General features: G+C 65.9%; 20 protein-coding genes. 11 read left to right on the forward strand and 9 right to left on the reverse strand.

The window, feature by feature from the left end:
* Window positions 1-20: 20 nt before the first annotated feature.
* Together ACVIGB_RS21720 and ACVIGB_RS21725 are read right to left on the reverse strand one after the other, a co-directional pair.
* Window positions 21-560: an adenine phosphoribosyltransferase gene (locus tag ACVIGB_RS21720; RefSeq protein WP_092124551.1), complete on the reverse strand. Its 540-nt coding sequence runs from the start codon at window positions 558-560 to the stop codon at window positions 21-23.
* Window positions 561-674: 114 nt separating this feature from the next.
* Window positions 675-2,840 (reverse strand): anthranilate synthase component I, encoded by a 2,166-nt coding sequence (locus tag ACVIGB_RS21725; protein ID WP_456721110.1) that lies wholly within the window; start codon window positions 2,838-2,840, stop codon window positions 675-677.
* Between the two features lie 342 nt (window positions 2,841-3,182).
* Between ACVIGB_RS21725 and ACVIGB_RS21730 the strand changes: the two genes are divergently transcribed.
* Window positions 3,183-4,181 carry a VOC family protein gene (locus ACVIGB_RS21730; protein ID WP_456721109.1) on the forward strand — a complete coding sequence of 333 codons (999 nt, stop codon included), beginning with the start codon at window positions 3,183-3,185 and terminating at the stop codon, window positions 4,179-4,181.
* Between the two features lie 149 nt (window positions 4,182-4,330).
* Here ACVIGB_RS21730 and ACVIGB_RS21735 read toward each other — a convergent pair whose 3' ends face one another.
* From ACVIGB_RS21735 to petA, 3 genes are all read right to left on the reverse strand, one after another.
* The gene (locus ACVIGB_RS21735) at window positions 4,331-5,005 is read right to left on the reverse strand and encodes a dienelactone hydrolase family protein (RefSeq protein WP_456721108.1); all 675 of its coding nucleotides are present in this window, start codon (window positions 5,003-5,005) and stop codon (window positions 4,331-4,333) included.
* Window positions 5,006-5,203: 198 nt separating this feature from the next.
* On the reverse strand, window positions 5,204-7,276 hold the full coding sequence (locus ACVIGB_RS21740) for a cytochrome c1 (protein ID WP_456721107.1): 2,073 nt from the start codon (window positions 7,274-7,276) through the stop codon (window positions 5,204-5,206).
* A 72-nt stretch (window positions 7,277-7,348) separates the two neighbouring features.
* The gene (gene petA / locus ACVIGB_RS21745) at window positions 7,349-7,879 is read right to left on the reverse strand and encodes a ubiquinol-cytochrome c reductase iron-sulfur subunit (RefSeq protein WP_092124547.1); all 531 of its coding nucleotides are present in this window, start codon (window positions 7,877-7,879) and stop codon (window positions 7,349-7,351) included.
* 277 nt (window positions 7,880-8,156) lie between these two features.
* On the opposite strand from petA, the gene ACVIGB_RS21750 reads away from it, so the two are divergent.
* The 6 genes from ACVIGB_RS21750 to ACVIGB_RS21775 all read left to right on the forward strand — a co-directional run bounded on the left by ACVIGB_RS21750 (window position 8,157) and on the right by ACVIGB_RS21775 (window position 11,790).
* Window positions 8,157-8,642 (forward strand): tRNA (cytidine(34)-2'-O)-methyltransferase, encoded by a 486-nt coding sequence (locus ACVIGB_RS21750; RefSeq protein ID WP_456721106.1) that lies wholly within the window; start codon window positions 8,157-8,159, stop codon window positions 8,640-8,642.
* Window positions 8,643-8,652: 10 nt separating this feature from the next.
* Window positions 8,653-9,285 carry a 7-carboxy-7-deazaguanine synthase gene (gene queE / locus ACVIGB_RS21755; RefSeq protein WP_456721105.1) on the forward strand — a complete coding sequence of 211 codons (633 nt, stop codon included), beginning with the start codon at window positions 8,653-8,655 and terminating at the stop codon, window positions 9,283-9,285.
* A 125-nt stretch (window positions 9,286-9,410) separates the two neighbouring features.
* Window positions 9,411-9,776: a 6-pyruvoyl trahydropterin synthase family protein gene (locus tag ACVIGB_RS21760; RefSeq protein ID WP_092126881.1), complete on the forward strand. Its 366-nt coding sequence runs from the start codon at window positions 9,411-9,413 to the stop codon at window positions 9,774-9,776.
* 2 nt (window positions 9,777-9,778) lie between these two features.
* Window positions 9,779-10,675, forward strand: a complete 897-nt coding sequence (gene hemF, locus ACVIGB_RS21765; RefSeq protein ID WP_456721104.1) for an oxygen-dependent coproporphyrinogen oxidase — start codon at window positions 9,779-9,781, stop codon at window positions 10,673-10,675.
* Window positions 10,666-11,406 (forward strand): HAD family hydrolase, encoded by a 741-nt coding sequence (locus tag ACVIGB_RS21770; protein ID WP_456721103.1) that lies wholly within the window; start codon window positions 10,666-10,668, stop codon window positions 11,404-11,406. The genes hemF and ACVIGB_RS21770 overlap by 10 nt, the downstream gene beginning before the upstream one ends.
* A gap of 111 nt (window positions 11,407-11,517) precedes the next feature.
* Window positions 11,518-11,790, forward strand: a complete 273-nt coding sequence (locus tag ACVIGB_RS21775) for a YodC family protein (RefSeq protein WP_456721102.1) — start codon at window positions 11,518-11,520, stop codon at window positions 11,788-11,790.
* Between the two features lie 154 nt (window positions 11,791-11,944).
* Here ACVIGB_RS21775 and ACVIGB_RS21780 read toward each other — a convergent pair whose 3' ends face one another.
* The 4 genes from ACVIGB_RS21780 to ACVIGB_RS21795 are packed head-to-tail and all read right to left on the reverse strand — an operon-like array spanning window position 11,945 to window position 14,782.
* A complete protein-coding gene (locus ACVIGB_RS21780) occupies window positions 11,945-13,201 on the reverse strand; it encodes a CCA tRNA nucleotidyltransferase (RefSeq protein WP_456721101.1) in 1,257 nt (418 codons plus the stop codon).
* Window positions 13,198-13,461 (reverse strand): DUF6111 family protein, encoded by a 264-nt coding sequence (locus ACVIGB_RS21785; RefSeq protein ID WP_456721100.1) that lies wholly within the window; start codon window positions 13,459-13,461, stop codon window positions 13,198-13,200. The genes ACVIGB_RS21780 and ACVIGB_RS21785 overlap by 4 nt, the downstream gene beginning before the upstream one ends.
* Entirely contained in the window at window positions 13,458-14,093 is a 636-nt protein-coding gene (locus ACVIGB_RS21790) for a CoA pyrophosphatase (protein ID WP_420971857.1), read from the reverse strand. The genes ACVIGB_RS21785 and ACVIGB_RS21790 overlap by 4 nt, the downstream gene beginning before the upstream one ends.
* 32 nt (window positions 14,094-14,125) lie before the next feature.
* Window positions 14,126-14,782, reverse strand: a complete 657-nt coding sequence (locus tag ACVIGB_RS21795) for a DUF1285 domain-containing protein (RefSeq protein ID WP_456721099.1) — start codon at window positions 14,780-14,782, stop codon at window positions 14,126-14,128.
* A 229-nt stretch (window positions 14,783-15,011) separates the two neighbouring features.
* Here ACVIGB_RS21795 and ACVIGB_RS21800 point away from each other — a divergent pair, with 229 nt between their 5' ends.
* The 4 genes from ACVIGB_RS21800 (at window position 15,012) to ACVIGB_RS21815 (ending at window position 21,898) form a co-directional block, all read left to right on the forward strand.
* Window positions 15,012-16,016, forward strand: a complete 1,005-nt coding sequence (locus ACVIGB_RS21800; RefSeq protein ID WP_176533166.1) for an AAA family ATPase — start codon at window positions 15,012-15,014, stop codon at window positions 16,014-16,016.
* Complete coding sequence (locus ACVIGB_RS21805; protein ID WP_420966477.1) at window positions 16,016-16,957, forward strand: DUF58 domain-containing protein; 942 nt, start codon at window positions 16,016-16,018, stop codon at window positions 16,955-16,957. The genes ACVIGB_RS21800 and ACVIGB_RS21805 overlap by 1 nt, the downstream gene beginning before the upstream one ends.
* Entirely contained in the window at window positions 16,957-19,767 is a 2,811-nt protein-coding gene (locus ACVIGB_RS21810) for a DUF4159 domain-containing protein (RefSeq protein WP_456725105.1), read from the forward strand. The genes ACVIGB_RS21805 and ACVIGB_RS21810 overlap by 1 nt, the downstream gene beginning before the upstream one ends.
* A gap of 67 nt (window positions 19,768-19,834) precedes the next feature.
* Window positions 19,835-21,898 (forward strand): hypothetical protein, encoded by a 2,064-nt coding sequence (locus ACVIGB_RS21815; RefSeq protein ID WP_456721098.1) that lies wholly within the window; start codon window positions 19,835-19,837, stop codon window positions 21,896-21,898.
* Window positions 21,899-21,993: the final 95 nt, after the last annotated feature.

A 21,993-nucleotide genomic window follows, 5' to 3' on the forward strand; every position in this document is an offset into this window, starting at 1 on the left:
ACGAGTTGGAGAGACTGGCGCTAGTGCCCTTCGAAGGCCATCAGCGTGCGTACCGGAACGTCCATCGCGCGCAGCTTGGCGGCGCCGCCGAGATCGGGCAGGTCGATGATGAAGCAGGCGGCGACCACATTGGCGCCGATCTGGCGCAGCAGCTTCACCGCGCCCTCCGCGGTGCCGCCGGTCGCAATCAGATCGTCGACCAGGATCACGCGCTCGCCGGGCTGCACGGCGTCGGCATGCATCTCCATCTCGTCGATGCCGTATTCCAGCGAGTAGGCGATCCGCACCGTGGTGTGCGGCAGCTTGCCCTTCTTGCGGATCGGCACGAAGCCGGCGGAGAGCTGATGCGCCACCGCGCCGCCAAGGATGAAGCCGCGCGCCTCGATGCCCGCGACCTTGTCGACCTTCGCCCCCGCCCAGGGATGCACCAGCTCATCGACCGCGCGGCGGAAGGCGCGGGCATCGGCGAGCAGCGTCGTGATGTCGCGGAACAGGATGCCCTTCTTCGGGTAGTCCGTGATGGTGCGAACGGTCGCCTTGATGTCGTGGTCGAAGGTCATTGGTCTCTCGCCTTTTTCCGCATCGTCATTGCGAGGAGCGCAAGCGACGAAGCAATCCACCTCTCCGCGGAGGGGGCGTGGATTGCTTCGCTGCGCTCGCAATGACGGTCCAAATCAATTTGCCCCCGGGTTAAGCCGGAATGCATTCTCGACAATGCGCAGGCCCACCTCGTTGCCGAGCGACATCAGCGATTCCGGATGGAATTGCACGCCGCCGACCGGCAGGGTCTTGTGCTCGATCACCATCGCGACGCCGTCTTCGGTGGTCGCGGTCACCGCCAGCACCTCGGGCACGCTATCGCGCTCGACATAGAGCGAGTGATAGCGGCCGATCACGATCTCATTCGGCAGATTGTGCATCAGCCTGCCGCCACGGACCTGGACGCGCGACGGCCGGCCATGCGCGGGCTGGCCGAGCTGGCCGAGCTGGCCGCCGAAATATTCGCCGATCGCCTGCACGCCGAGGCAGACGCCGAAGATCGGCAGCTTCTTCTCGAGCGCGGTGTCGATGGTTTTCGCGATGCCAAAATCCTCCGGGCGACCCGGCCCGGGCGACAGCACCAGCAAGTCCCATCCGCGCTGCTTCAGCATGTCCTGGGCATGGATGTGCCGGACCACGGTGACGTTGGCGCCGACCTGGCGGAAGTAATCGGCCAGCATGTGTACAAAACTATCGTCGTGATCGATCAAGAGCACGTTCTTGCCCGAGCCGGTGGCGTCAGGCGCGAAATCCGACAGCGGCTTCGGCGGATCGCCGCGCAGCGCCTGGAACAACGCCGCGGCCTTGACCTGGCATTCGCGGTCTTCGGCGGCCGGATCCGAGTCGAACAGACAGGTGGCGCCGACGCGCACCTCGGCGAGACCGTCCTTCATGCGGATGGTGCGGATGGTGAGGCCGGTGTTGATGCTGCCGTCGAAATTGACGCAGCCGATCGCGCCGGCGTACCAGCGCCGCGGCGACCGCTCATGGTCCTCGACGAACTGCATCGCCCACAATTTCGGCGCGCCGGTCACCGTCACGGCCCAGGCATGGGTGAGGAAGGCGTCGAGCGAATCGAAGCCCGGCCGCAGCATGCCCTCGACGTGGTCGACGGTATGAAACAGTTTTGAGTAGGTCTCGATCTGCCGCCGCGCCAGCACCTTGATGGTGCCGGGCACGCAGACGCGCGCCTTGTCGTTGCGGTCGACGTCGGTGCACATGTTGAGCTCGAACTCGTCCTTCTCCGAGTTCAACAGCTTGCGGATCTGCTCGGCGTCGCCGATCGAGTCCGAGCCGCGCGCGATGGTGCCCGAGATCGGGCAGGTCTCGACCCGGCGGCCGTCGGAGCGCACGAACATCTCCGGCGATGCGGAGACCAGGAATTCGCCGTCGCCGAGATTCATCAGCGCGCCATAGGGGGACGGGTTGATGCGGCAAAGCCGCTGGAACACTTCCGCCGGCGAACGGTCGCAGGGCTCGGCGAACAGCTGCCCGGGCACCGCCTCGAACAGATCGCCGCGGGCGAACGCCGCGCGCGCCACTTCAACGGTCGCCTGATATTCGCCCGGGGCGTGATCGGCAAAGCCCTGACGCCCGGTCTTGGCGTAAAGGCTCGGCGCGGTCTCGTGCGATTGGCCGGCTGTGGATTTGCCCTTCCACGAGAACTCGTAATTCAGCGCCACGCCTCGGCCGGTGGCGCGGTCATAGGCCAACAGGCGGTCCGGCACGTAAAGCACGATGTCGCGCTGGTCGGCCTCGCGGGCACGCTTCTGCACGATGTCCTCGATCTGGAACACGAGATCATAGGCGAAGGCGCCGAACAGCCCGAGCAGCGGATCGGCATTGGAGGTGAATGCCGCCACCATGTCGCGCACCAGCGACATCACGCTGGCGCGGCGGGTGCGCTGGTCTTCCTCGACCGGCGCGGCGCCGCGGATGATGTGGCCCGCGAGCCTGGTCGCACTGCGCTCGGTGATTGCGACACAGGGCTCGCGCAGCACGTCGCCGAGGAAGGCGATCTGCACCTCGCCGCGCGGGTTCAGCGCCTGCAACGAGAAATCGGTGCCTGTGGTTTCCAGCACCAGCGGCGGATCGGCAAAGCCGAGGTCAAAGCTCTCGTAGCGGCCCGGCACCGTCGTGCCCGAGGACAGCACCACGCCGCGGCGGCGGTCCAAGAGCGCGATCAGCTCGTCGAGGCGGTTGGCGCCGCCGGTGAACTGCTCGACCACGCGCGCAACCGCGAGGCCGCCATTGGTGAGGTATTCGCTCTTGGCCGGCAGGGAGAAGACTGTCCTGTTCATGTGATCCTCTTACGAGACTTGGGAAGAGAGCGCCACACAGGACAAACGAAGGGACCGTCGCACTGCGATGGCGACCTTCGACGTTTTTGAGAAATGAAAACGCACCGGCCACCTATGAGAAGGTGGGCCACCAACGACGGGATGGACTGGCAACGGTGCTCATGGCCGCTACTCACCACCGGGCGCGAGCCGTGTCAAGGGATGGCCCGACACCCCTGCCCCAATCCTGGACGCCCGCGTGGACGGCATTTTCGGGGTTTGAAGGGACCGGAAACCGCGTAGGATTTGTCGAAATGGCGGCCGGTCAGCCGCCCAAAAAACAGACAGATGGTGGAGGCGCAGATGGCGATTTTGGGTCTCGGATATGCCGGCTTCGGCTCCGACGCGCTCGACGACTGGCGGCAGTTCGGCACCGGCCTGGTCGGGCTGCAGGCGATCGAGCGCGGCAACACGCTGCTCGCCTTCCGGATGGACGACCGCAAGCAGCGTATCGTGATCGACCGCGCGCAGGGCGAAGGGACAAGGTTCTTCGGCTGGGAGGTGGCGGATGCAGCAGCCCTCGACGCGCTGGCGGCGCGGCTCGAGCATGCCGGTGTCGCCGTGACCGCCGAGCCGCAGGCGCTTGCCGACGCGCGGCGGGTCCGCGGCCTGATCTCGTTTCGGGATCCGGCCGGCAACCGTCTGGAGGCGTTTCATGGCCCCGAGATCGACGACACGCCGTTCCGACCGGGACGATCGATCTCCGGCTTCCGCACCGGCGCGCTCGGGCTCGGCCACGCGGTGCTGACCGTCGAGAACATCGCACCCGTCATGAGCTTCTATGTCGATGTGCTCGGCTTCGGCCTCAGCGACTACATCGAAAAGCCGTTCCGCGCCTATTTCTTCCACATCAATGCGCGCCATCACTCGCTGGCGCTGATCGAGACCGGCAGCAACGGCATGCATCATCTGATGGTCGAGCTGTTCTCGCTCGACGATGTCGGTCAGGCCTACGACATCGCGATGAAGGAAGACCGGGTCAACGTCACGCTCGGCCGCCACACCAACGATCTGATGACATCGTTCTACGCCAAGTCGCCGTCAGCCTTCATGGTCGAGTGCGGCTGGGGCGGCCGCGAGATCGATCCCGCGAACTGGACGCCGTTCGAGATGCATGATGGCCCGAGCCTGTGGGGCCACGAACGGGTCTGGCTGTCGCCGGAGGACCGCGCGGTCGCGCGCGAGATGCGGATGCGCGCTGCCTCAGAAGGCAAGCGCGCACCGGTGCAAGTGCTGGAAGGCAATTTCAAGCTGATGTCGGGCACCTGCCCGTGGTGGGACGGGGTGAAGGCGGAAAACTAGTTCTCCGTCGTCCCTGCGAAAGCAGGGACCCATAACCACAGGGCGTAGTAGTTTGGCAAAGCCGTCGACCAGCTTGCTTTGATCACAACCGCCGCGGCGTATGGGTCCCGGCCTTCGCCGGGACGACGCCGGTGGTTTTCGCGATCGGGTTATCCCAGATGCTTCTTGAAGAAGTCCGTCGCCCGGTCCCAGGCCAGTTCCGCACACTGGCGGTCGTGCACCGACAGGCGCTGCTCGTTGCCGAAACCGTGCTCGGCGTCATAGCGGTACAGCTCCAGCGATTTGCCGGCGGCCCTCATCGCCTTCTCAAAACCATCGACCAGTGCCGGCGTGCACCAGTCGTCCTTGGTGGCGAAATGGCCCTGGAGCGGAATTCTCACGTCCGCCGGCTTGGCCGCCTGCTCCGGCGGAATGCCGTAGAACACCACGCCGGCGGTCAGCTCCGGGATCTTGGTGGCTCCGATGATGGTCACCGCGCCGCCGAGGCAAAAGCCGGTCAGGCCGACCTTGGCGCCGTTCTTGCCGAGATATTGCGCGGCGCCGCGCACCGTCTGCGTGGTGGCGTCCATGAAGTCGAGCGAGTTCATCTCTTTGCCGGCCGCGTCGGTGTCGTGATACGGCACCACCTTGCCCTTGTAGAGATCGGGCGCCAGCGCATCGAAACCGGCCCGCGCGAAGCGGTCGCACATTCCCTTGATCTGGTCCTGCAGGCCCCACCATTCCTGGATCACGACGACCCCGGGCGCGTTGCCGCGCGCGGCGTTGGCGAGATAGCCTGACGCTTCCTTGCCGTCCGGACGCTTGAAGTTGATGGTGGTACCCATGAGTTCCTCCGCAATGTTTGCCAGCTGATTGGCCGGCATTTTGTCCGTACTCGGTGGCGGACGCAATCGCCCTGCGGCGCCCTCGCGCACTCGTCATGACCGCAGAAGCACAAACGCCTTTCTCTCGAACCAGGGTTTGAACACGCACAAAACAAAAAAGCCCCCGAAGGGGCTTTTTCAAACGCGCGAGACCTGAGGTCAGTGGGCGTTGGCCCAGACCTTGCGCTTGGTGAAGTACATCAGGATGGCGAAGATCACGAGGAAGAAGAACACCTGCATGCCGATCCGCTTGCGCTCTTCCATGCGCGGCTCGGCCGCCCACATCAGGAACGTGGTGACGTCGTGCGCGTACTGCTTCACCGTCGCCGGCGAACCGTCGTCGAAGGTCACCTGACCGTCGGACAGCGGCTTAGGCATCTTGATGGCGTGGCCGGGGAAGTACTTGTTGTAGTACGAGCCTTCCGGGATCGTTACGCCGGCCGGAACCTTGTCCTCGAAGCCCTGCAGAACGGCGTCGACATAGTCCGGTCCCTGCTCCTGGTACTGGCTGAAGAAGTCGATCACGAATTGCGGGAAGCCGCGCTTGTAGGACCGCGCCTTGGTGATCAGCGAGAGGTCCGGCGGTGCCGCGCCGCCATTGGCCACGCGCGCGGCCTGCTCGTTCGGGAACGGCGCCGGGAAGTAATCCGCCGGGCGGCCCGGACGCTCGAACATCTCGCCCTGGTCGTTCGGACCGTCCTTGATCTTGTACTCGGCCGCGAGAGCTGCCGCCTGCGCTTCCGAATAGCCGGGGCCGCCGGCATCAGCCAGGTTGCGGAATGCGATGTAATTCAGGCTGTGGCAGGCCGAGCAGACTTCCTTGTAGATCTTCAGGCCACGCTGCAGCGAGCCGCGATCATACTTGCCGAAAGGGCCGGAGAACGACCAGCTTTGGGCCGGCGGGGCGTCGCCGCCCTCCTCGGCCTTGGCGTTCTGGGTGCTGCCGGCGAACAGGCCGCCAGCCACCACCAGCGCAAGCATGACGGAGGCTGCGGTCGCGGCCCTGCCCTTGCTCTTCGCCAGCACGTCGTCGGCGATCGAGTTCGGCACCGGGCGCGGCGTCTCGATACGGGCGAGCAGCGGCAGCACGATCAGGAAGTAGGCGAAGTAGCAAACCGTCAGGATCCGGCCGGCGATCACATAGATGCCTTCCGGCGGCTGCGAGCCGAGATAGCCGAGCAGGATGCAGACCACCACGAAGATCCAGAAGAACTGCTTGGCCAGCGGACGATACTTCGACGAACGGGTTCGTGCGTTGTCGAGCCAGGGCAGGAATGCCAAGACGATGATCGCACCGAACATGCACGCGACACCGGCGAGCTTGTTCGGGATCGAGCGCAGGATCGCGTAGAACGGCAGATAGTACCATTCAGGCACGATGTGCGCCGGGGTCACGCCGGGGTTCGCCGGGATGTAGTTGTCGGCGTCGCCGAGATAGTTCGGCATGTAGAAGATGAACCAGGCGAAGAAGATCAGGAAGCACGACACACCGAACGCGTCCTTGATCGTCGCATACGGCGTGAACGGCACGGTGTCCTTCTCGGTCTTGGCCTCGACGCCGGCCGGGTTGTTCTGACCCGCGACATGCAGCGCCCAGATGTGCAGCACGACCACGCCGGCGATCACGAACGGCAGCAGATAGTGCAGCGAGAAGAAGCGGTTCAGCGTCGGGTTGCCGACCGAATAGCCGCCCCACAGCAGGGTCACGATGCTCTCGCCGAAATACGGCACGGCCGAGAACAGATTGGTGATGACGGTGGCGCCCCAGAAGCTCATCTGGCCCCACGGCAGCACGTAGCCCATGAAGCCGGTCGCCATCATCAACAGGTAGATGATGACGCCGAGGATCCACAGCACCTCGCGCGGCTCCTTGTACGACCCGTAATAGAGGCCGCGGAACATGTGGATGTAGACGGCGAAGAAGAACATCGACGCGCCGCAGGCATGCATGTTGCGCAGCAGCCAGCCGTAATTGACGTCGCGGACGATCAGCTCGACCGACTTGAAGGCGAGATCGGCGTGCGGCGTGTAGTGCATCGCCAGGATCACGCCGGTCAGGACCTGCAGCGCCAGCATCATCGAAAGGATGGCGCCGAAGGTCCACCAGTAGTTCAGGTTGCGCGGCGTCGGATAGGCCACGAACGAGGAGTGGACGAGGCCGAAGATCGGAAGGCGCCGTTCGATCCACTTCAAAGCGGGGTTGCTCGGTTGAAAATCAGATGGTCCGCTCATTGATGCGATCCTGAAGAAGAAAAACGACGCGATGGGTCCAAGGGGAAGCCGAAATCCCGGAGGGTCCGGGACTTAGCCGATCTGGATTTTGGTGTCGGAAAGGAAGGCGTAGGGCGGCACCGGCAGGTTGGCGGGCGCCGGCCCCTGGCGAATACGACCGGAGGAGTCGTACTGCGAGCCGTGGCAGGGGCAGAAGAAGCCGTCGTAATTGCCCTCATGGGCGATCGGGATGCAGCCGAGATGGGTGCAGATGCCGATCACGACCAGCCACTGGTCGTGGCCTGCCTTGACGCGGGCCGAGTCGGGCTGCGGATCGGGCAGGCTCGAGAGCGCCACGCTCTGGGCCTCCTGGATCTGCTTCTTGGTGCGATGGCTGATGTAGATCGGCTTGCCGCGCCAGAAGACCTTGATGTCCTGGCCCTCGGCGATCGGCGTCAGATCGACCTGGATCGGCGCGCCGGCCGCGATCGTCGCGGCATCCGGGTTCATCTGGGCAACCAGCGGCCAAACGGTCGCGGCTGCGCCGACGACGGCGGCAGCTCCGGTTGCAACAAAGAGAAAATCACGGCGTGTCGGATGGTCCGCCGAAGACGCTGTCGTCACGATTCCTAGCCCTTTCTTTTCTGCAGCCGGTGGAACCGCCCCGGAGACGCAGAACGCGCCCCAAGAAAGGCTGCCGGCGCCCGCGGCCCCCGCGGCGGCAGAAAACCGCTATTCCCCACCCCAAATGGCGGAACAGCAGTCCAGAATCGTTCTATTGGCACCCTTGCCGGACGAGCGCAAGCCCGCTATCGGCTCGCACACGTGCAATGCACGAAATCCGCGCCAAGCGATGTTTTATTGAGACAATTTCATCCGGATTTCACAGGTCGCCCGCAGCATGCAGATCGCGCTGTTCCAGCCCGACATCCCCCAGAATACAGGGACGATTCTGCGCCTCTGCGCCTGCCTGGACGTGGCAGCCCATATCATCGAACCGGCAGGGTTCGACACCTCGGACCGGAATTTCCGCCGGGCGGGTATGGACTATCTCGACCATGTGCGGTTGAAGCGTCACGACTCATGGTCGAAATTCGAGGAATGGCGGGCCGATGCCGGATGCCGGCTGGTCCTATTCACGACCAAGGCGGCGAAATCCTATCTTGATTTCGCGTATACGGCCTCCGATGTCCTGCTTTTCGGGCGCGAAACGGCAGGGGTGACCGAGGCGGTCGTGGCCGCCGCGGATGCGCGGCTGCTGATTCCGATCAAGCCGTCCCTGCGCTCGCTCAATGTGGCGGTCACCGCGGCCATGGCAGTCGGAGAAGCGCTGCGGCAGACGGATTCAGGGCTTGCCGGTTCAGGAACTGCCGGTTCGGTAACTTAAGGGATTTTTGGTGAGCTACGCAGTCAAGGAGATCTTTCTCACCCTGCAGGGCGAAGGCGCCCATGCGGGCCGGGCCTCCGTGTTCTGCCGCTTCGCCGGCTGCAATCTCTGGAGCGGCCGCGAGCAGGACCGCGCCGGCGCAGTCTGCCGGTTCTGCGACACCGATTTCGTCGGCACCGACGGCACGCTCGGCGGCCGCTATGCGGACGCGGCCGAGCTTGCCGGCACCATCGCTGCGCAGTGGACCGGGGGCGAAGCCGACCGCTACGTGGTGCTGACCGGTGGCGAACCGCTGCTGCAGGTCGACACGGCGCTGATCGAGGCCCTGCACGGCCACGGCTTTGCGATCGCGATCGAGACCAACGGCACCATCGACCCGCCCGACGGGCTCGATTGGATCTGCGTCAGCCCCAAGGCCGCATCCGAGCTCGTGGTGCGCAAGGGGCACGAACTCAAGCTGGTCTATCCGCAGCCGGAAAACGCGCCGGAAGACTTCGCCGGGCTCGCCTTCGAGCGCTTCTCGCTGCAGCCGATGGACGGCCCCGACGTGATCGAGAATACCGAGCGGGCGATCGCATACTGCCTGAAGCACCCGCAATGGCGCCTCAGCGTGCAGACGCACAAGACGCTCGGCATTAGATGACTGGAGCGTTTTCGAGCGAAGTGGAAACCGGTTCGCGTCAAGAAAACGCGACCAAACAAAAGGTTAAGAGCATGATCCGATTCAATCGGATCATGCTCTGAGACAGAACTGGATTGTTGAACGAGATGTGGGAATTGACGAAAGCGTTTCGGTTCGAGGCTGCGCATGCGCTATCCGGAACGACCTTTGGCACTGCCAGCGAGGAGATCCACGGTCACTCGTTTCGAGCCGAGGTTACCGTCCGCGGCACACCCGATCCGAAAACCGGCATGGTGGTCGATCTCGGCCTGCTCGAACGCGCCATGGCCGAGGTGCAGAAGACGCTCGACCACAAGTTCCTCAACAAGATCGAGGCGATCGGCGTCCCGACGCTGGAGAATCTCTCACGCTTCATCTGGGAGCGGCTGCAACACGCGGGCAAGCTGACCCGCGTCAGCGTCCATCGCGACAGCTGCAACGAGAGTTGCACCTATTTCGGCCCGCAAGGTTAGCCATGCTGCCAACAGATCCCACCATCATCGAAGACCGCAAGGCGCGTGCGCGCAGCTGGTTCGAAGCGTTGCGCAACGACATCTGCGCGGCCTTCGAGAAGCTCGAGGACGATGCCCCCGCAGCGCTCTATCCCGGCAATGCCGGCCGGTTCGTGCGCACCCCCTGGGATCGCACCGACCATACCGGCAAGCCCGGCGGCGGCGGCGTGATGTCGATCATGAAGGGCCGGCTGTTCGAGAAGGTCGGCGTGCACTGCTCGACCGTGCATGGCGAGTTCGCTCCCGAATTCCGCGCGCAGATTCCCGGCGCCGCCGACGATCCGAGGTTCTGGGCCTCGGGCATTTCGCTGATCGCGCATTTGCGCAATCCGAACGTACCCGCCGTGCACATGAACACCCGCTTCGTCGTCACCACCAAGGCCTGGTTCGGCGGCGGCGCCGATTTGACGCCGGTGCTGAACCGGCGACGCACCCAGGAAGACCCCGATACGGTCGCCTTCCATGCCGCGATGAAAGCGGCCTGCAGCGGGCCGAACGGCGTCGCCGACTACGACAAGTACAAGAAATGGTGCGACGACTATTTCTATCTGCCACACCGCAAGGAAGCCCGCGGCATCGGCGGCATCTTCTATGACTGGCACGACAGCGGCGATTGGGAAGCCGACCTCGCCTTCACCCAGGACGTCGGGCGCAGCTTCCTCAAGATCTATCCCGACCTGGTGCGGCGCAATTTCGAGGCCGCCTGGAGCGCGCAGGATCGCGACGAGCAGCTGATCCGCCGCGGGCGCTATGTCGAGTTCAACCTGCTCTACGATCGCGGCACCATCTTCGGCCTGAAGACCGGCGGCAATGTCGATTCGATCCTGTCGTCGCTGCCGCCGGAGGTGAAATGGCCGTAATGAACCTGCCGCGCGCGATGCTGATCGACATGGATGACACCATCCTGTCGGCCTATGGACGTCCCGAGATCGCCTGGAACACGATCACTACCGAGTTCGCCGCGGAGCTCGCTCCCCTGCCCCCGGACATGGTCGCGACCGCGCTGCTGGCTTCTGCACGGCAATTCTGGTCGACCGCCGAGCCGATCTGGCGGATCAAGCTCGGCGAGGCGCGGCGGCTCACCGTGAAGGGCGGCTTCGCTCAGCTTGCGGCGGCCGGCCACCGTGCGCTGCCGGACGATCTCGCGGACCGCATCGCCGATCGCTTCACCGCCTATCGCGAGGAGGAGATGTTCGTCTTCCCTGGCGCGCATCAAGCGATCGATGCGTTCAAGGCGCTCGGCATCAAGCTCGCACTGGTCACCAACGGCGCCGCCGACATGCAGCGCGCCAAGGTCGAGCGCTTCGCGCTCGGCCATCGCTTCGATCACATCCAGATCGAGGGCGAGCACGGCTTCGGCAAGCCCGAGGAGCGCGCCTATCTGCACGCGATGCAGGCACTCGGCGTCACCGCATCTGATACCTGGATGATCGGCGACAATCTGGAGTGGGAAGTCGTGGCGCCGCAGCGGCTTGGCATCTACGCGATCTGGATGGACGTGCACGGTGTCGGGCTGCCGCCGGGATCGACGATCAAGCCCGACCGCATCATCCGCTCGCTGACCGAACTGGTTCCGGCCGCGCGCAAATAACGCAGCTTCTGTTTTCACCGCAAATCCACCGCGCCAGGCGCCGGCCGTGATCGGACTGTCATCACCGGTCGCTAGCTTGCCGTCCGCGTCATCCAGCGCGGAGGGAAAATCATGGAACTGAAACCAGGCGATGTCGTCATGCTGAAATCCGGCGGCCATCCGATCACGGTGGTGGAGGTCGACGAGGACAAGGTCGAGTGCCTGTGGATGGGCACGGACGGCGACCTGTTTCGCGAGACCCTGCCGCTCGTCGCACTCGAGTCGGCCGAAATCGATCCGGAAGACGATGAAGAGGAAGACGACGAGGACGAAGACGACGACGAGGAAGAAGCGGACGACGAGGACGACGACGGCGACCGCAAGAAGAAGCGTAAGGCGGCTTGAGATCTGTTGGCGCGATGCTGCCTGGCACATGCCGGCGGCATCGTCTCCACACGAAGTTCAATCGTCGTTCAGCCAATCGTCACCGTGCCGCCGATGATCACGGCGGCATCGAGATGCCGGCAAGAAAATCCGGCGAGAAACCCGGCAAGAAAATCTAGAGCCGATGGTCGCGGGTGAAACGGGAAACGGTCTGGTCGGCGATGCCAGACAACACTTGCGGATCGAGCGGAAAATCCGCGGCTAGCCAGGCATCCTCAGCCAGGGTCAGGACGTGCCCCAGCGCCGGTCCTTCGGCAATCCCGCGCGCGATGAAATCCGACGCCCGCAACGGAAAGTGAGGCGCGCGCCAGCGTTGCGGCAGCGTGGCGAGCGCGCGCCATTGATCGACATCGCGGTCCGCGCCGGTTCGCGCCCAGGCGAGCAGCAGCCGGTCGCGATACGGCTCCTCGTCGAGCCGGTAGAGCCTGCGCTTGGCACGCGCCTCGTCCATGCCGGGCAGGCGCCACCAGCGATGGCCCATCGAGTCGAGCGCCTTGGCTTCGGCGTTGGAGAGCCGCAGCCGGCTTGCGATCCGCCGCGCGTCCTCGGTCACGGCGACCGTCAGCGCGGCCAGCCTGCGCGTCGCGCTCGGCTTAAGCGCCATCAGCTGCTCGATCTCGATCATCGCCGCGAATGGCCCGGTATAGGCGACGCCGCCGAACAGCGGCAGCAACAACCCGCCATCGCCCATCGCGACCACCGCGCCGGCGGCGCCGTTCGCGACCACTAGCTTGAGCATCTCCATGCGGATGCGCTCGGCCGAGAGGCCGGCAAGTCCGGCGCGCCCGCTGATACAGGCAAGATAGCCGGCGCGATCGACCTCGCCTGCGCCATAGGCGGCGTGGAAGCGGAAGAAGCGCAGGATGCGCAGATAATCCTCGGCAATCCGCTGCGCGGGATCACCGATGAAGCGCACGCGCCTCGCTTCGATGTCGGCGAGACCGCCGACGTGATCATGCACGACGCCCGAAGCGTCGACCGACAGACCGTTGATGGTGAAGTCGCGCCGCTCGGCGTCGCGCACCCAGTCGCGCCCGAACGCCACCTTGGCCTTGCGGCCATAGGTCTCGGTGTCCTCGCGCAGCGTCGTCACCTCGAAGGGATGGCCGTCGACGACCAGGGTCACGGTGCCGTGCTCGATGCCGGTCGGCACGCTCTTGATGGCCGCCCGCTTGGCACGGCGGATCACCTCCTCCGGCAATGCCGTGGTGGCGATGTCGATGTCGGCGAGCGGAATCCGCATCAGCGCGTTGCGCACGGCGCCGCCGATCACCCGCGCTTCCTCGCCGTCGGCATTGAGCAGGCCGAGCACGCGCGCCGCGGGCCCCGAAGCGAGCCATGGCGCGTCGGACAACAGGCGCACCTCGCTCATCTCTCAGCTCCCGGCACCAGCCTGCCATTCTCGATATGGGCGGGAACGTAGGTCGAGTTCGGCGGCGCACCGGTCAATTCGGCGAGCAGCACGAAGCTCACGATGACCAGCACCAGCGCCGCCAGCGTCAGCTTCGCGATCATGTCGAGCGGCCAGGATGTCGGCACCGTCACGCCGGACCGCGTCGCGATGAGGAAGATGGCATAGACCGCGAAAGGGATCAGGAAGATTCCGACCTCGGTCAACACCGTGCGGATCATGACAGGTAGATCCGCTCATACAGCACCCGCAGGATGCCGGCGGTCGCGCCCCAGATGTAGCGCTCGGCGAACGGCATCGCGTAGTAGGACCGGTCCATGCCGCGGAATTCCTTGGTGTGGATCTGATGATTCTCGGGGTTCATCAGGAAAGCGAGCGGCACCTCGAACGCATCGACGACCTCGGCCTCGTTGATCTCTAAGGTAAATCCCGGCTTCACCCTGGCGACCGTCGGCAGGATGCGGAAGCCGAACGCGGTGCCATAGAGGTCGAGATAGCCGACAGGGTCGATGAATTCCCGCTTCAGCCCGACTTCTTCACAGGCTTCGCGCAGCGCCGCATCGAGCGGCGAGGCATCGGTGGCGTCGATTTTGCCGCCGGGAAACGAGATCTGACCGGCATGGCTCGACAGATTGGGCGAGCGCTGCGTCAACAGCACGGTCGGCTCGGGATGATCGACCACCGGAATCAGCACCGCGGCCGGCCGCACCGGCTGCTCCTGCGCGACGATCTCGAGCATGCGATCGTTGCCGGAATCTCCGGTGCGCGGAATGATATGCGGATCGACCAGGCCCGGCGGCACTTCGAAATCGAGCCGCGTGCGGGCTCGCGCGAAGAATTCCGTCGAGCTGATCGTCGCCGGCTTCACCTTCAGCAACGGCTCGTTCAAAGTGCGCCCCTCACCTGGCTGGCATCGGCCATCGCGAAAAATTCGCCGCCGGACTCGATGCCGAACATCTCCTGACCATCGACCATCCGCTCCTCGCCCATGTCAACCAGATCGTAATAGAGCGCGCGGGTGACCTTGGCCCACAGGTCGGCGCGGACATGCAGATAGGGCGTCAATCCGCCATCCTCGGCAGCCTCGAATCTGAGGCCGTGGCCCTTCTCGCAATCGACCCAGTCGTCGACATTGGTGCGGAACCGGAGCAAACGGCCGCGCGCGTCTTCCTCCGTCTGCATTTCCACCGCAAGGAACGGCGCGTCGTCGACGCGGATGCCGACCTTCTCCACCGGTGTCACGAGAAAGTGCTTGCCGTCCTCACGCTTCAGAATCGTGGAGAACAGCCGCACCAGCGCGGGGCGTCCGATCGGCGTTCCCATGTAGAACCAGGTGCCGTCGGGCGCGATTCGCATGTCGAGATCGCCGCAGAACGGCGGATTCCATAGATGAACCGGCGGCAGGCCCTTGCGGCCGGCCGGAGCCGATGTCGCGGCTTGATTGGCGGCAGTGGTCAGCCCTTCGAGGCCCTTGCCTCCGAGGGCCTTCGTTTCGAGCCCCGTAGTTTCACTGCCGGAATCGCTCTGCCCTTGCTTCGCCATTGTTTGCCCTGAAGTTTCCAACCCTCAATCTGGCACATTTGGTGCACGTATCCTGAGATGTGGTCGGGATGTCATTCTCGCCACATCGTGATGCCGTTCATACCCTGAAATACCGATAAGGTGGGGATAGTTTAATTCAACGAATACATGGCCTTCGCATAGGTTTAGCATGCGGTCCATGTGGTGACGACGCGAGAATCGAGCGCATCGTCAAGAAGGAGCGGATCGAATGGCCGGTGCAGACAGCGTCGAAAAACTGGAAGATGTGATCGTCCGCTCGGCCGAGCAGGTCGCGGGCCAGATCAAGGCTGCCAAGGAAGCGGTCGCCACCGTCATCTTCGGCCAGGACCAGGTGATCGAGAACACCCTGGTGACGATCCTGTCCGGCGGCCACGCGCTGCTGATCGGCGTCCCCGGTCTCGCCAAGACCAAGCTGGTCGAAACGCTCGGCGTCACGCTCGGTCTCGACGCCAAGCGCATCCAGTTCACGCCCGACCTGATGCCGTCGGACATTCTCGGCGCCGAAGTGCTCGACGAGAGCTCGGCCGGCAAGCGTTCGTTCCGCTTCATCTCGGGTCCGGTGTTCGCGCAGCTGCTGATGGCCGACGAGATCAACCGCGCCAGCCCGCGCACCCAGTCGGCGCTGCTGCAAGCCATGCAGGAGCAGCACATCACCATTGCCGGCGCGCGGCACGATCTGCCGAAGCCGTTCCACGTGCTCGCGACGCAGAACCCGCTCGAGCAGGAAGGCACCTATCCGCTGCCCGAGGCGCAGCTCGACCGCTTCCTGATGGAAATCGACGTCGACTATCCCGATCGCGACGCCGAGCGGCGCATCCTGTTCGAAACCACCGGTGCCGATGAGACGCTCGCCAAGGCGTCGATGGACGCCGAGACGCTGATCACGGCGCAACGCCTGGTGCGCCGCCTGCCGGTCGGCGATTCCGTGGTCGAGGCGATCCTGACGCTGGTGCGTGCCGCGCGCCCTGGCACCGAGGGCGGCGAAGCCGGCAAGCTGATCGCATGGGGACCCGGTCCCCGCGCCAGCCAGTCGCTGATGCTCGCGGTGCGCGCCCGCGCGCTGCTCGACGGAAGGCTCGCGCCGTCGATCGACGACGTGCTCGATCTCGCCGAGCCCGTGCTCAAGCACCGCATGGCGCTGACCTTCTCGGCGCGCGCCGAGGGCCGCACCATTCCTGACGTGATCAAGCAGTTGAAGACGCGGATCGGTTGATGGCGGCAGACAACAGGCACCAGAACGAGGAGATCCTGGCGGTTCGACGTGCCGATGGCGAAAGCCGAACGCTCGCCGCATCGCTGCCGCGTCTTGTGCTTGAGGCCCGCCGTGTCGCCGCCAACGTCATCCATGGCCTGCACGGCCGCCGCCGCGCCGGCTCGGGCGAGAATTTCTGGCAATATCGCCGCTTCGTCTCCGGCGAGCCGTCGCAGCGCGTCGACTGGCGCCGCTCGGCACGCGATGACCATCTCTATGTCCGCGAGCAGGAGTGGGAGGCCGCGCACACGGTGTGGATCTGGCCCGACCGCTCGCCCTCGATGGCCTTTGCCTCGCGCGAAGCCCGCGACAGCAAGCTGGAACGCGGACTGATCGTCGCCTTCGCGCTTGCCGAGCTGCTCGTTGCGGGCGGAGAACGCGTCGGCATTCCCGGCCTGCTGAACCCGACCGCAAGCCTCAACGTGATCGACAAGATGGCGGAAGCGATGTTGCACGACGAGAAGACGCGCGCGAGCCTGCCGCCGTCCTTCGTGCCGTCGTCGCTGGCCGAAGTCGTCGTGCTGTCGGATTTCTGGTCGCCGATCGCGGAGATCACGACCATGCTGGCCGGGCTCGCCTCGTCGGGCGCGCACGGCACGATGATCCAGGTCGTCGATCCCGCCGAAGAGACCTTCCCCTATTCGGGCCGCGTCGAATTCGTCGAGCCGGAGGCCGGCAGCGTCATCACCGCGGGCCGCGCCGAGAGCTGGGCGAGCGACTATGTCGCCCGCGTCGCGCTGCATCGCGATCAGATCCGTGCCGAGACCAACCGGCTCGACTGGCTGTTCTCGACCCACACCACAAGCCGCTCCGCGGCCGAACTGCTGCTGTTCCTGCATGCCGGCATGATGGTGAGCAAGGGCGGCGGCCGCTCAACCGTCAAGGCGGGACGCAGCGCATGATCGCAGGCCTCCCGCTCTCCTTCGCCGAACCATTGCTGCTATTGGGGCTGGTCAGCCTGCCGGTGCTGTGGTGGCTGTTGCGTGTGATGCCGCCGCGGCCGCGCCGGATCGAATTCCCGCCGACGCGGCTGCTGTTCGACATCGCGCCCAAGGAGGAGACGCCGTCGCGCACGCCGTGGTGGCTGACGCTGCTGCGGCTCGCCGCCGCCGCGCTGGTCATCTTCGCCGCCGCCGGACCGATTTGGAATCCGCAGACCGGCGTTGCCGCCGGCAAGCAGCCGCTGGTGATCCTGCTCGACGACGGCTGGAGCGCGGCCTCGAGCTGGGATGCGCGGATCAAGGCCGCGGACGAGCTGGTCACCAATGCCGACAGCGACCGTCGCGGCGTCGCGCTGGTGCCGCTGTCCGAGCCCACGCGCGACATCACGCTGATGCCGGCCGGCGCCGCGCGCGTCGCGCTGCGCCAGCTTGCGCCAAAGCCCTACTCGATCGATCGCGTTGAAACCCTGGCGACGCTGGAACGTTTCCTCAAATCGACCGGCGACTGCGATATCGCCTGGCTGTCCGACGGCGTCGACACCGGCCGCGGCAGCGAATTCACCGAAGGTCTCGGCAAGGTGATCGAGAGCCGCAATCTGACGATCTATGCGGGCGGCGCGCAATCCGCGCAGGCGCTGGTCGCGGCCGAGAACGCCGCCGCCAAGATGACGGTGAAGGTGCTGCGCACCGAGAGCGGCATCGCGGCTGGTACGGTGCGCGCGGTCGACGCCAAGGGCTCGCCGATCGGCGAGGCCCGCTACGCATTCGGCCCGCAGGAGCGCGAGACCGAAGCCGCCTTCGATCTTCCGATCGAACTGCGCAACGACATCGCGCGGCTCGAAATCTCCGGTGAGCATTCGGCCGGCGCCGTGCAGCTGCTCGACCGGCGCTGGCGCCGCCGCGCCATCGGCGTCGTCTCGGGCGCGAGCAACGACACCGCGCAGCCGCTGCTGGCTTCGACCTTCTATCTCTCCCGCGCGCTGTCGCCCTTCGCCGACGTCAGGCTCGGCGATCGCGGCGCGCCGCAGCAGGTGATCGGACAATTCCTCGACCAGCGGCTGCCGATGATCGTGATGGCCGATGTCGGCACGCTGTCGCCGGAGATCCGCGACCGGCTCAATGCCTGGATCGAGCAAGGCGGCGTGCTGGTGCGCTTCGCAGGCCCTCGCCTCGCCCAGGCCGATGACGACCTCGTTCCCGTCAAGCTGCGCCGCGGCGGACGCACGCTGGGCGGCAGCCTGACCTGGGAGAAGCCGCAACACATGGCCTCGTTCGCCGCCGACGGCCCGTTCACTGGCCTCACCGTGCCGAAGGACATCACCGTCAGTCGCCAGGTGCTGGCCGAGCCCGACGCCGTGCTCGCGACCAAGAGCTGGGCCTCGCTGGAAGACGGTACGCCGCTCGTCACCGGCGAGCATCGCGGCAAGGGCGTGGTCAGCCTGTTCCATGTCGGCGCCGACATGCGCTGGTCCGATCTGCCGATGTCCGGCACCTTCGTCGAGATGCTGCGCCGGCTGATCGACATGTCCGGCTACACCTCGAAGCCCGGCCCCGGCGTCGCCAGCGATCCCAACGCCGAGACGGTGGCGCCGCTGCGCACGCTCGACGGCTTCGGCGCCTTCGGCCCGCCGCCTTCGACCGCCAAGCCGATGTCGGCTGACTATCGCGACCGCGGCACCGCGGACCATCCGCCCGGCTTCTACGGCACCGCCGAGAGCCCGATCGCGGTCAACACGCTCGCCTCCGCCGACCGCATTGCGCCGCTCGACACCTCCGGCCTGCGCGCGAAGCATGCGACCTACACCAATACCGAGCCGCGTGACCTGCGCGGCATCATGCTGTCGACGGCGCTGGCGCTGTTCCTGCTCGATGCGATCGTGGTGGCGATGCTCGGCGGCGGCCTTGCCGCGCTGATCCGGCGCCGCGCCGCGCCCGCGGTGCTTGCCTTGGCCTTCGTCCTTGCGACCATGATGGTGCCGTCACCGACGCGCGCCCAGAACGCCAGCAGCGACGACTTCGCCATCAAGGCGGTGTCGCAGACGCGGCTGGCCTATGTCGTCACCGGCAATGCCGACGTCGATTCCATCGTCAAGGCCGGGATGTCCGGACTGACGCTGTTCCTTGGGCAGCGCACTGCGCTGGAAGCCGGCGATCCCGTCGGCATCGATCCCGCGCGCGACGAGCTGGCATTCTTCCCGCTGATCTACTGGCCGATCGTGCCCGGCGCGCCGAAGCCGGCGCAGGACGCCATCAACAAGATCGACGCCTACATGAAGCAGGGCGGCACCGTGATCTTCGACACCCGCGACGCTGTCGAGGCGCCGCCGGGCGACAATGGCGCGTCGCAGACGCCGGGCATGCAGACGCTGCGCGAATTGCTGTCGACCCTCGACGTGCCCGAGCTCGAGCCGGTGCCGCGCGAGCACGTGCTGACCAAGACGTTCTATCTGCTGCGCGACTTCCCCGGCCGATTCAACACGGGCCAGACCTGGGTCGAGGCGCTGCCGCGCGAGGACGACGAGGAGGCTGCGCAGCGCCCGGCGCGCGGTGGCGACGGCGTCTCGCCGATCATCATCACGTCGAACGACCTCGCCGGCGCCTGGGCGATCCGTCCCGACGGGCAGCCGATGCTGCCGCTGACGCCGGGCGAACCGCGCCAGCGCGAATTCGCCTTCCGCGCCGGCGTCAACATCGTGATGTACACGCTGACCGGCAACTACAAGGCCGACCAGGTGCACGCGCCTGCCTTGATCGAGCGGCTGGGACAATGAGCATGATCCGGAAAAGTGGGAACCGGTTTTCCGAACAGATCATGCTCACAACGAATAGAAGCAAGCCATGAACTACGGTATCGCGTTCACACCGCTGGTTCCCTCGATCGTGCTGTGGATCGCGCTCGGCGCGATCGTCGTCATCGCGGCACTGCTGTTGCTGTCACGCGCGCGCGGCGCCGCGGTGCGTGTCGCCGCGCTGGCGCTGATCCTGCTTGCGCTGGCCAATCCCTCCTTCACCCGCGAGGACCGCGAGCCGCTGACCTCGGTCGCCGCCGTCGTGATCGACAAGAGCCCGAGCCAGAATTTCGGCACGCGCAACCAGGAGACCGACAAGGCGCGGCAGGCGCTGGTCGACAGCCTGAAGCAGATCAAGGGCCTCGAGGTCCGGGTCGTCGAGGCCGGCCAGGCCGACGGCGAAACCGACGGCACCAAACTGTTCGGCGCGCTGACGTCGGCGCTGTCGGATGTTCCGGTCGAGCGGGTCGCCGGCGCGTTCATGATCACCGACGGCCGCGTGCACGATATTCCCGCCAACGCCCAGGCGCTCGGCTTCCAGGCACCGGTGCACGCCTTGATCACCGGCCGCAAGGACGAGCGCGACCGCCGCATCGCGATCACGGCGGCGCCGCGCTTCGGCATCGTCGGCCAGACCCAGACCATCACCTACCGGCTCGACGACCAGGGCGTCACCGGCGAGCGCGCCAAGGTCACGATCCGCCGCGACGGCGAGGTCATCAACGAGCGCACGCTGAGCAGCGGCCAGACCTCGAGTGTCGACATCGACATCAAGCATGCCGGGCCCAACATCGTCGAGATCGAGGCCTCGCCGCTCGAGAACGAACTGACGCCGGTCAACAACCGCGCCGTGGTGGCGATCGACGGCGTGCGCGATAAGCTGCGCGTGCTGCTGGTGTCGGGCGAACCGCATGCCGGCGAGCGCACCTGGCGCAATCTCTTGAAGTCCGACCCCAGCGTCGATCTCGTCCACTTCACCATTCTGCGTCCGCCGGAGAAGCAGGACGGCACGCCGATCAACGAGCTGTCGCTGATCGCGTTTCCGACCCGTGAGCTGTTCCAGCAGAAGATCAACGAATTCCAGCTGATCATCTTCGACCGCTACGCCCGTCAGGGCGTGCTGCCGATCGCCTATTTCGACAACATCGCGCGCTATGTCCGCTCCGGCGGCGCGGTGCTGGTCTCGGCCGGTCCCGATTACGCCTCGACCACCAGCATCTGGCGCACACCGCTGGATTCGGTGCTGCCGGCCGAGCCGGTCGGCGTGACCGAGAAGCCGTTCTACGCGCATCTGAGCGATGCCGGGAAACGCCATCCGGTGACGCGCGGGCTGGAAGGCTCGAACGCCGAGCCGCCGCATTGGAGCCGGTTCTTCCGCACCGTCGACACCCGCAACGCGATCAACCCGCCGGTCATGACCGGCGCCGACGGCAAGCCGCTGCTGCTGCTGTCGCGGTTCGGCGAAGGCCGCGTCGCGCTGCTGCTCTCCGACCAGATCTGGCTGTGGGCGCGCGGCTATGAAGGCGGTGGACCGCATCTCGATCTGTTGCGGCGGGTGTCGCACTGGCTGATGAAGCAGCCCGACCTCGACGAAGAGGCGCTGCGCATGCAGGTGCAGGGCAAGGACCTCATGGTGGTGCGGCAGACCATGGCCGACACCGTCGCGCCGGTCACCGTCACGTCGCCGAGCGGCGCCACGCATGAACTGACCTTGACCGCAGGCGATCCCGGCGAGTGGCGCGCCACGTTGCCCGCGAGCGAGCTCGGTCTGTGGCAGGCCACCGACGGCACGCTGAAGGCGCTGATCAATGTCGGCCCGACCAACCCGAAGGAATTCTCGGAGGTCACCTCGACCACCGACATGCTGAAGCCGCTGGCGCAGGCGTCCGGCGGCGACGCACGGCGCATCGTCGACGGATCGAGCCTCGACATGCCGCGCATCGTACCGGTGCGCGCGTCGACGATCTTCCGCGGCGACGGCTGGCTCGGCGTCAAGATGCGCGACGCCAGCGTGGTCAAGGGCGTCGGCGTGCTGCCGATGTTCGCCGGCCTGGTCGGCCTGCTGCTGTTGCTCGGCGCATTCGCGGCAACCTGGCTGCGTGAGGGACGCTGAGCCCCGGTCGGGCTCGCGTCTGCGTTGCGGCAAACACACACCGGCAACACATCGACACAGTGTGTCTGAACGTTGGTTGACATCGCGTCCGCCAT

The organism is Bradyrhizobium sp. USDA 4341, assembly GCF_054063755.1.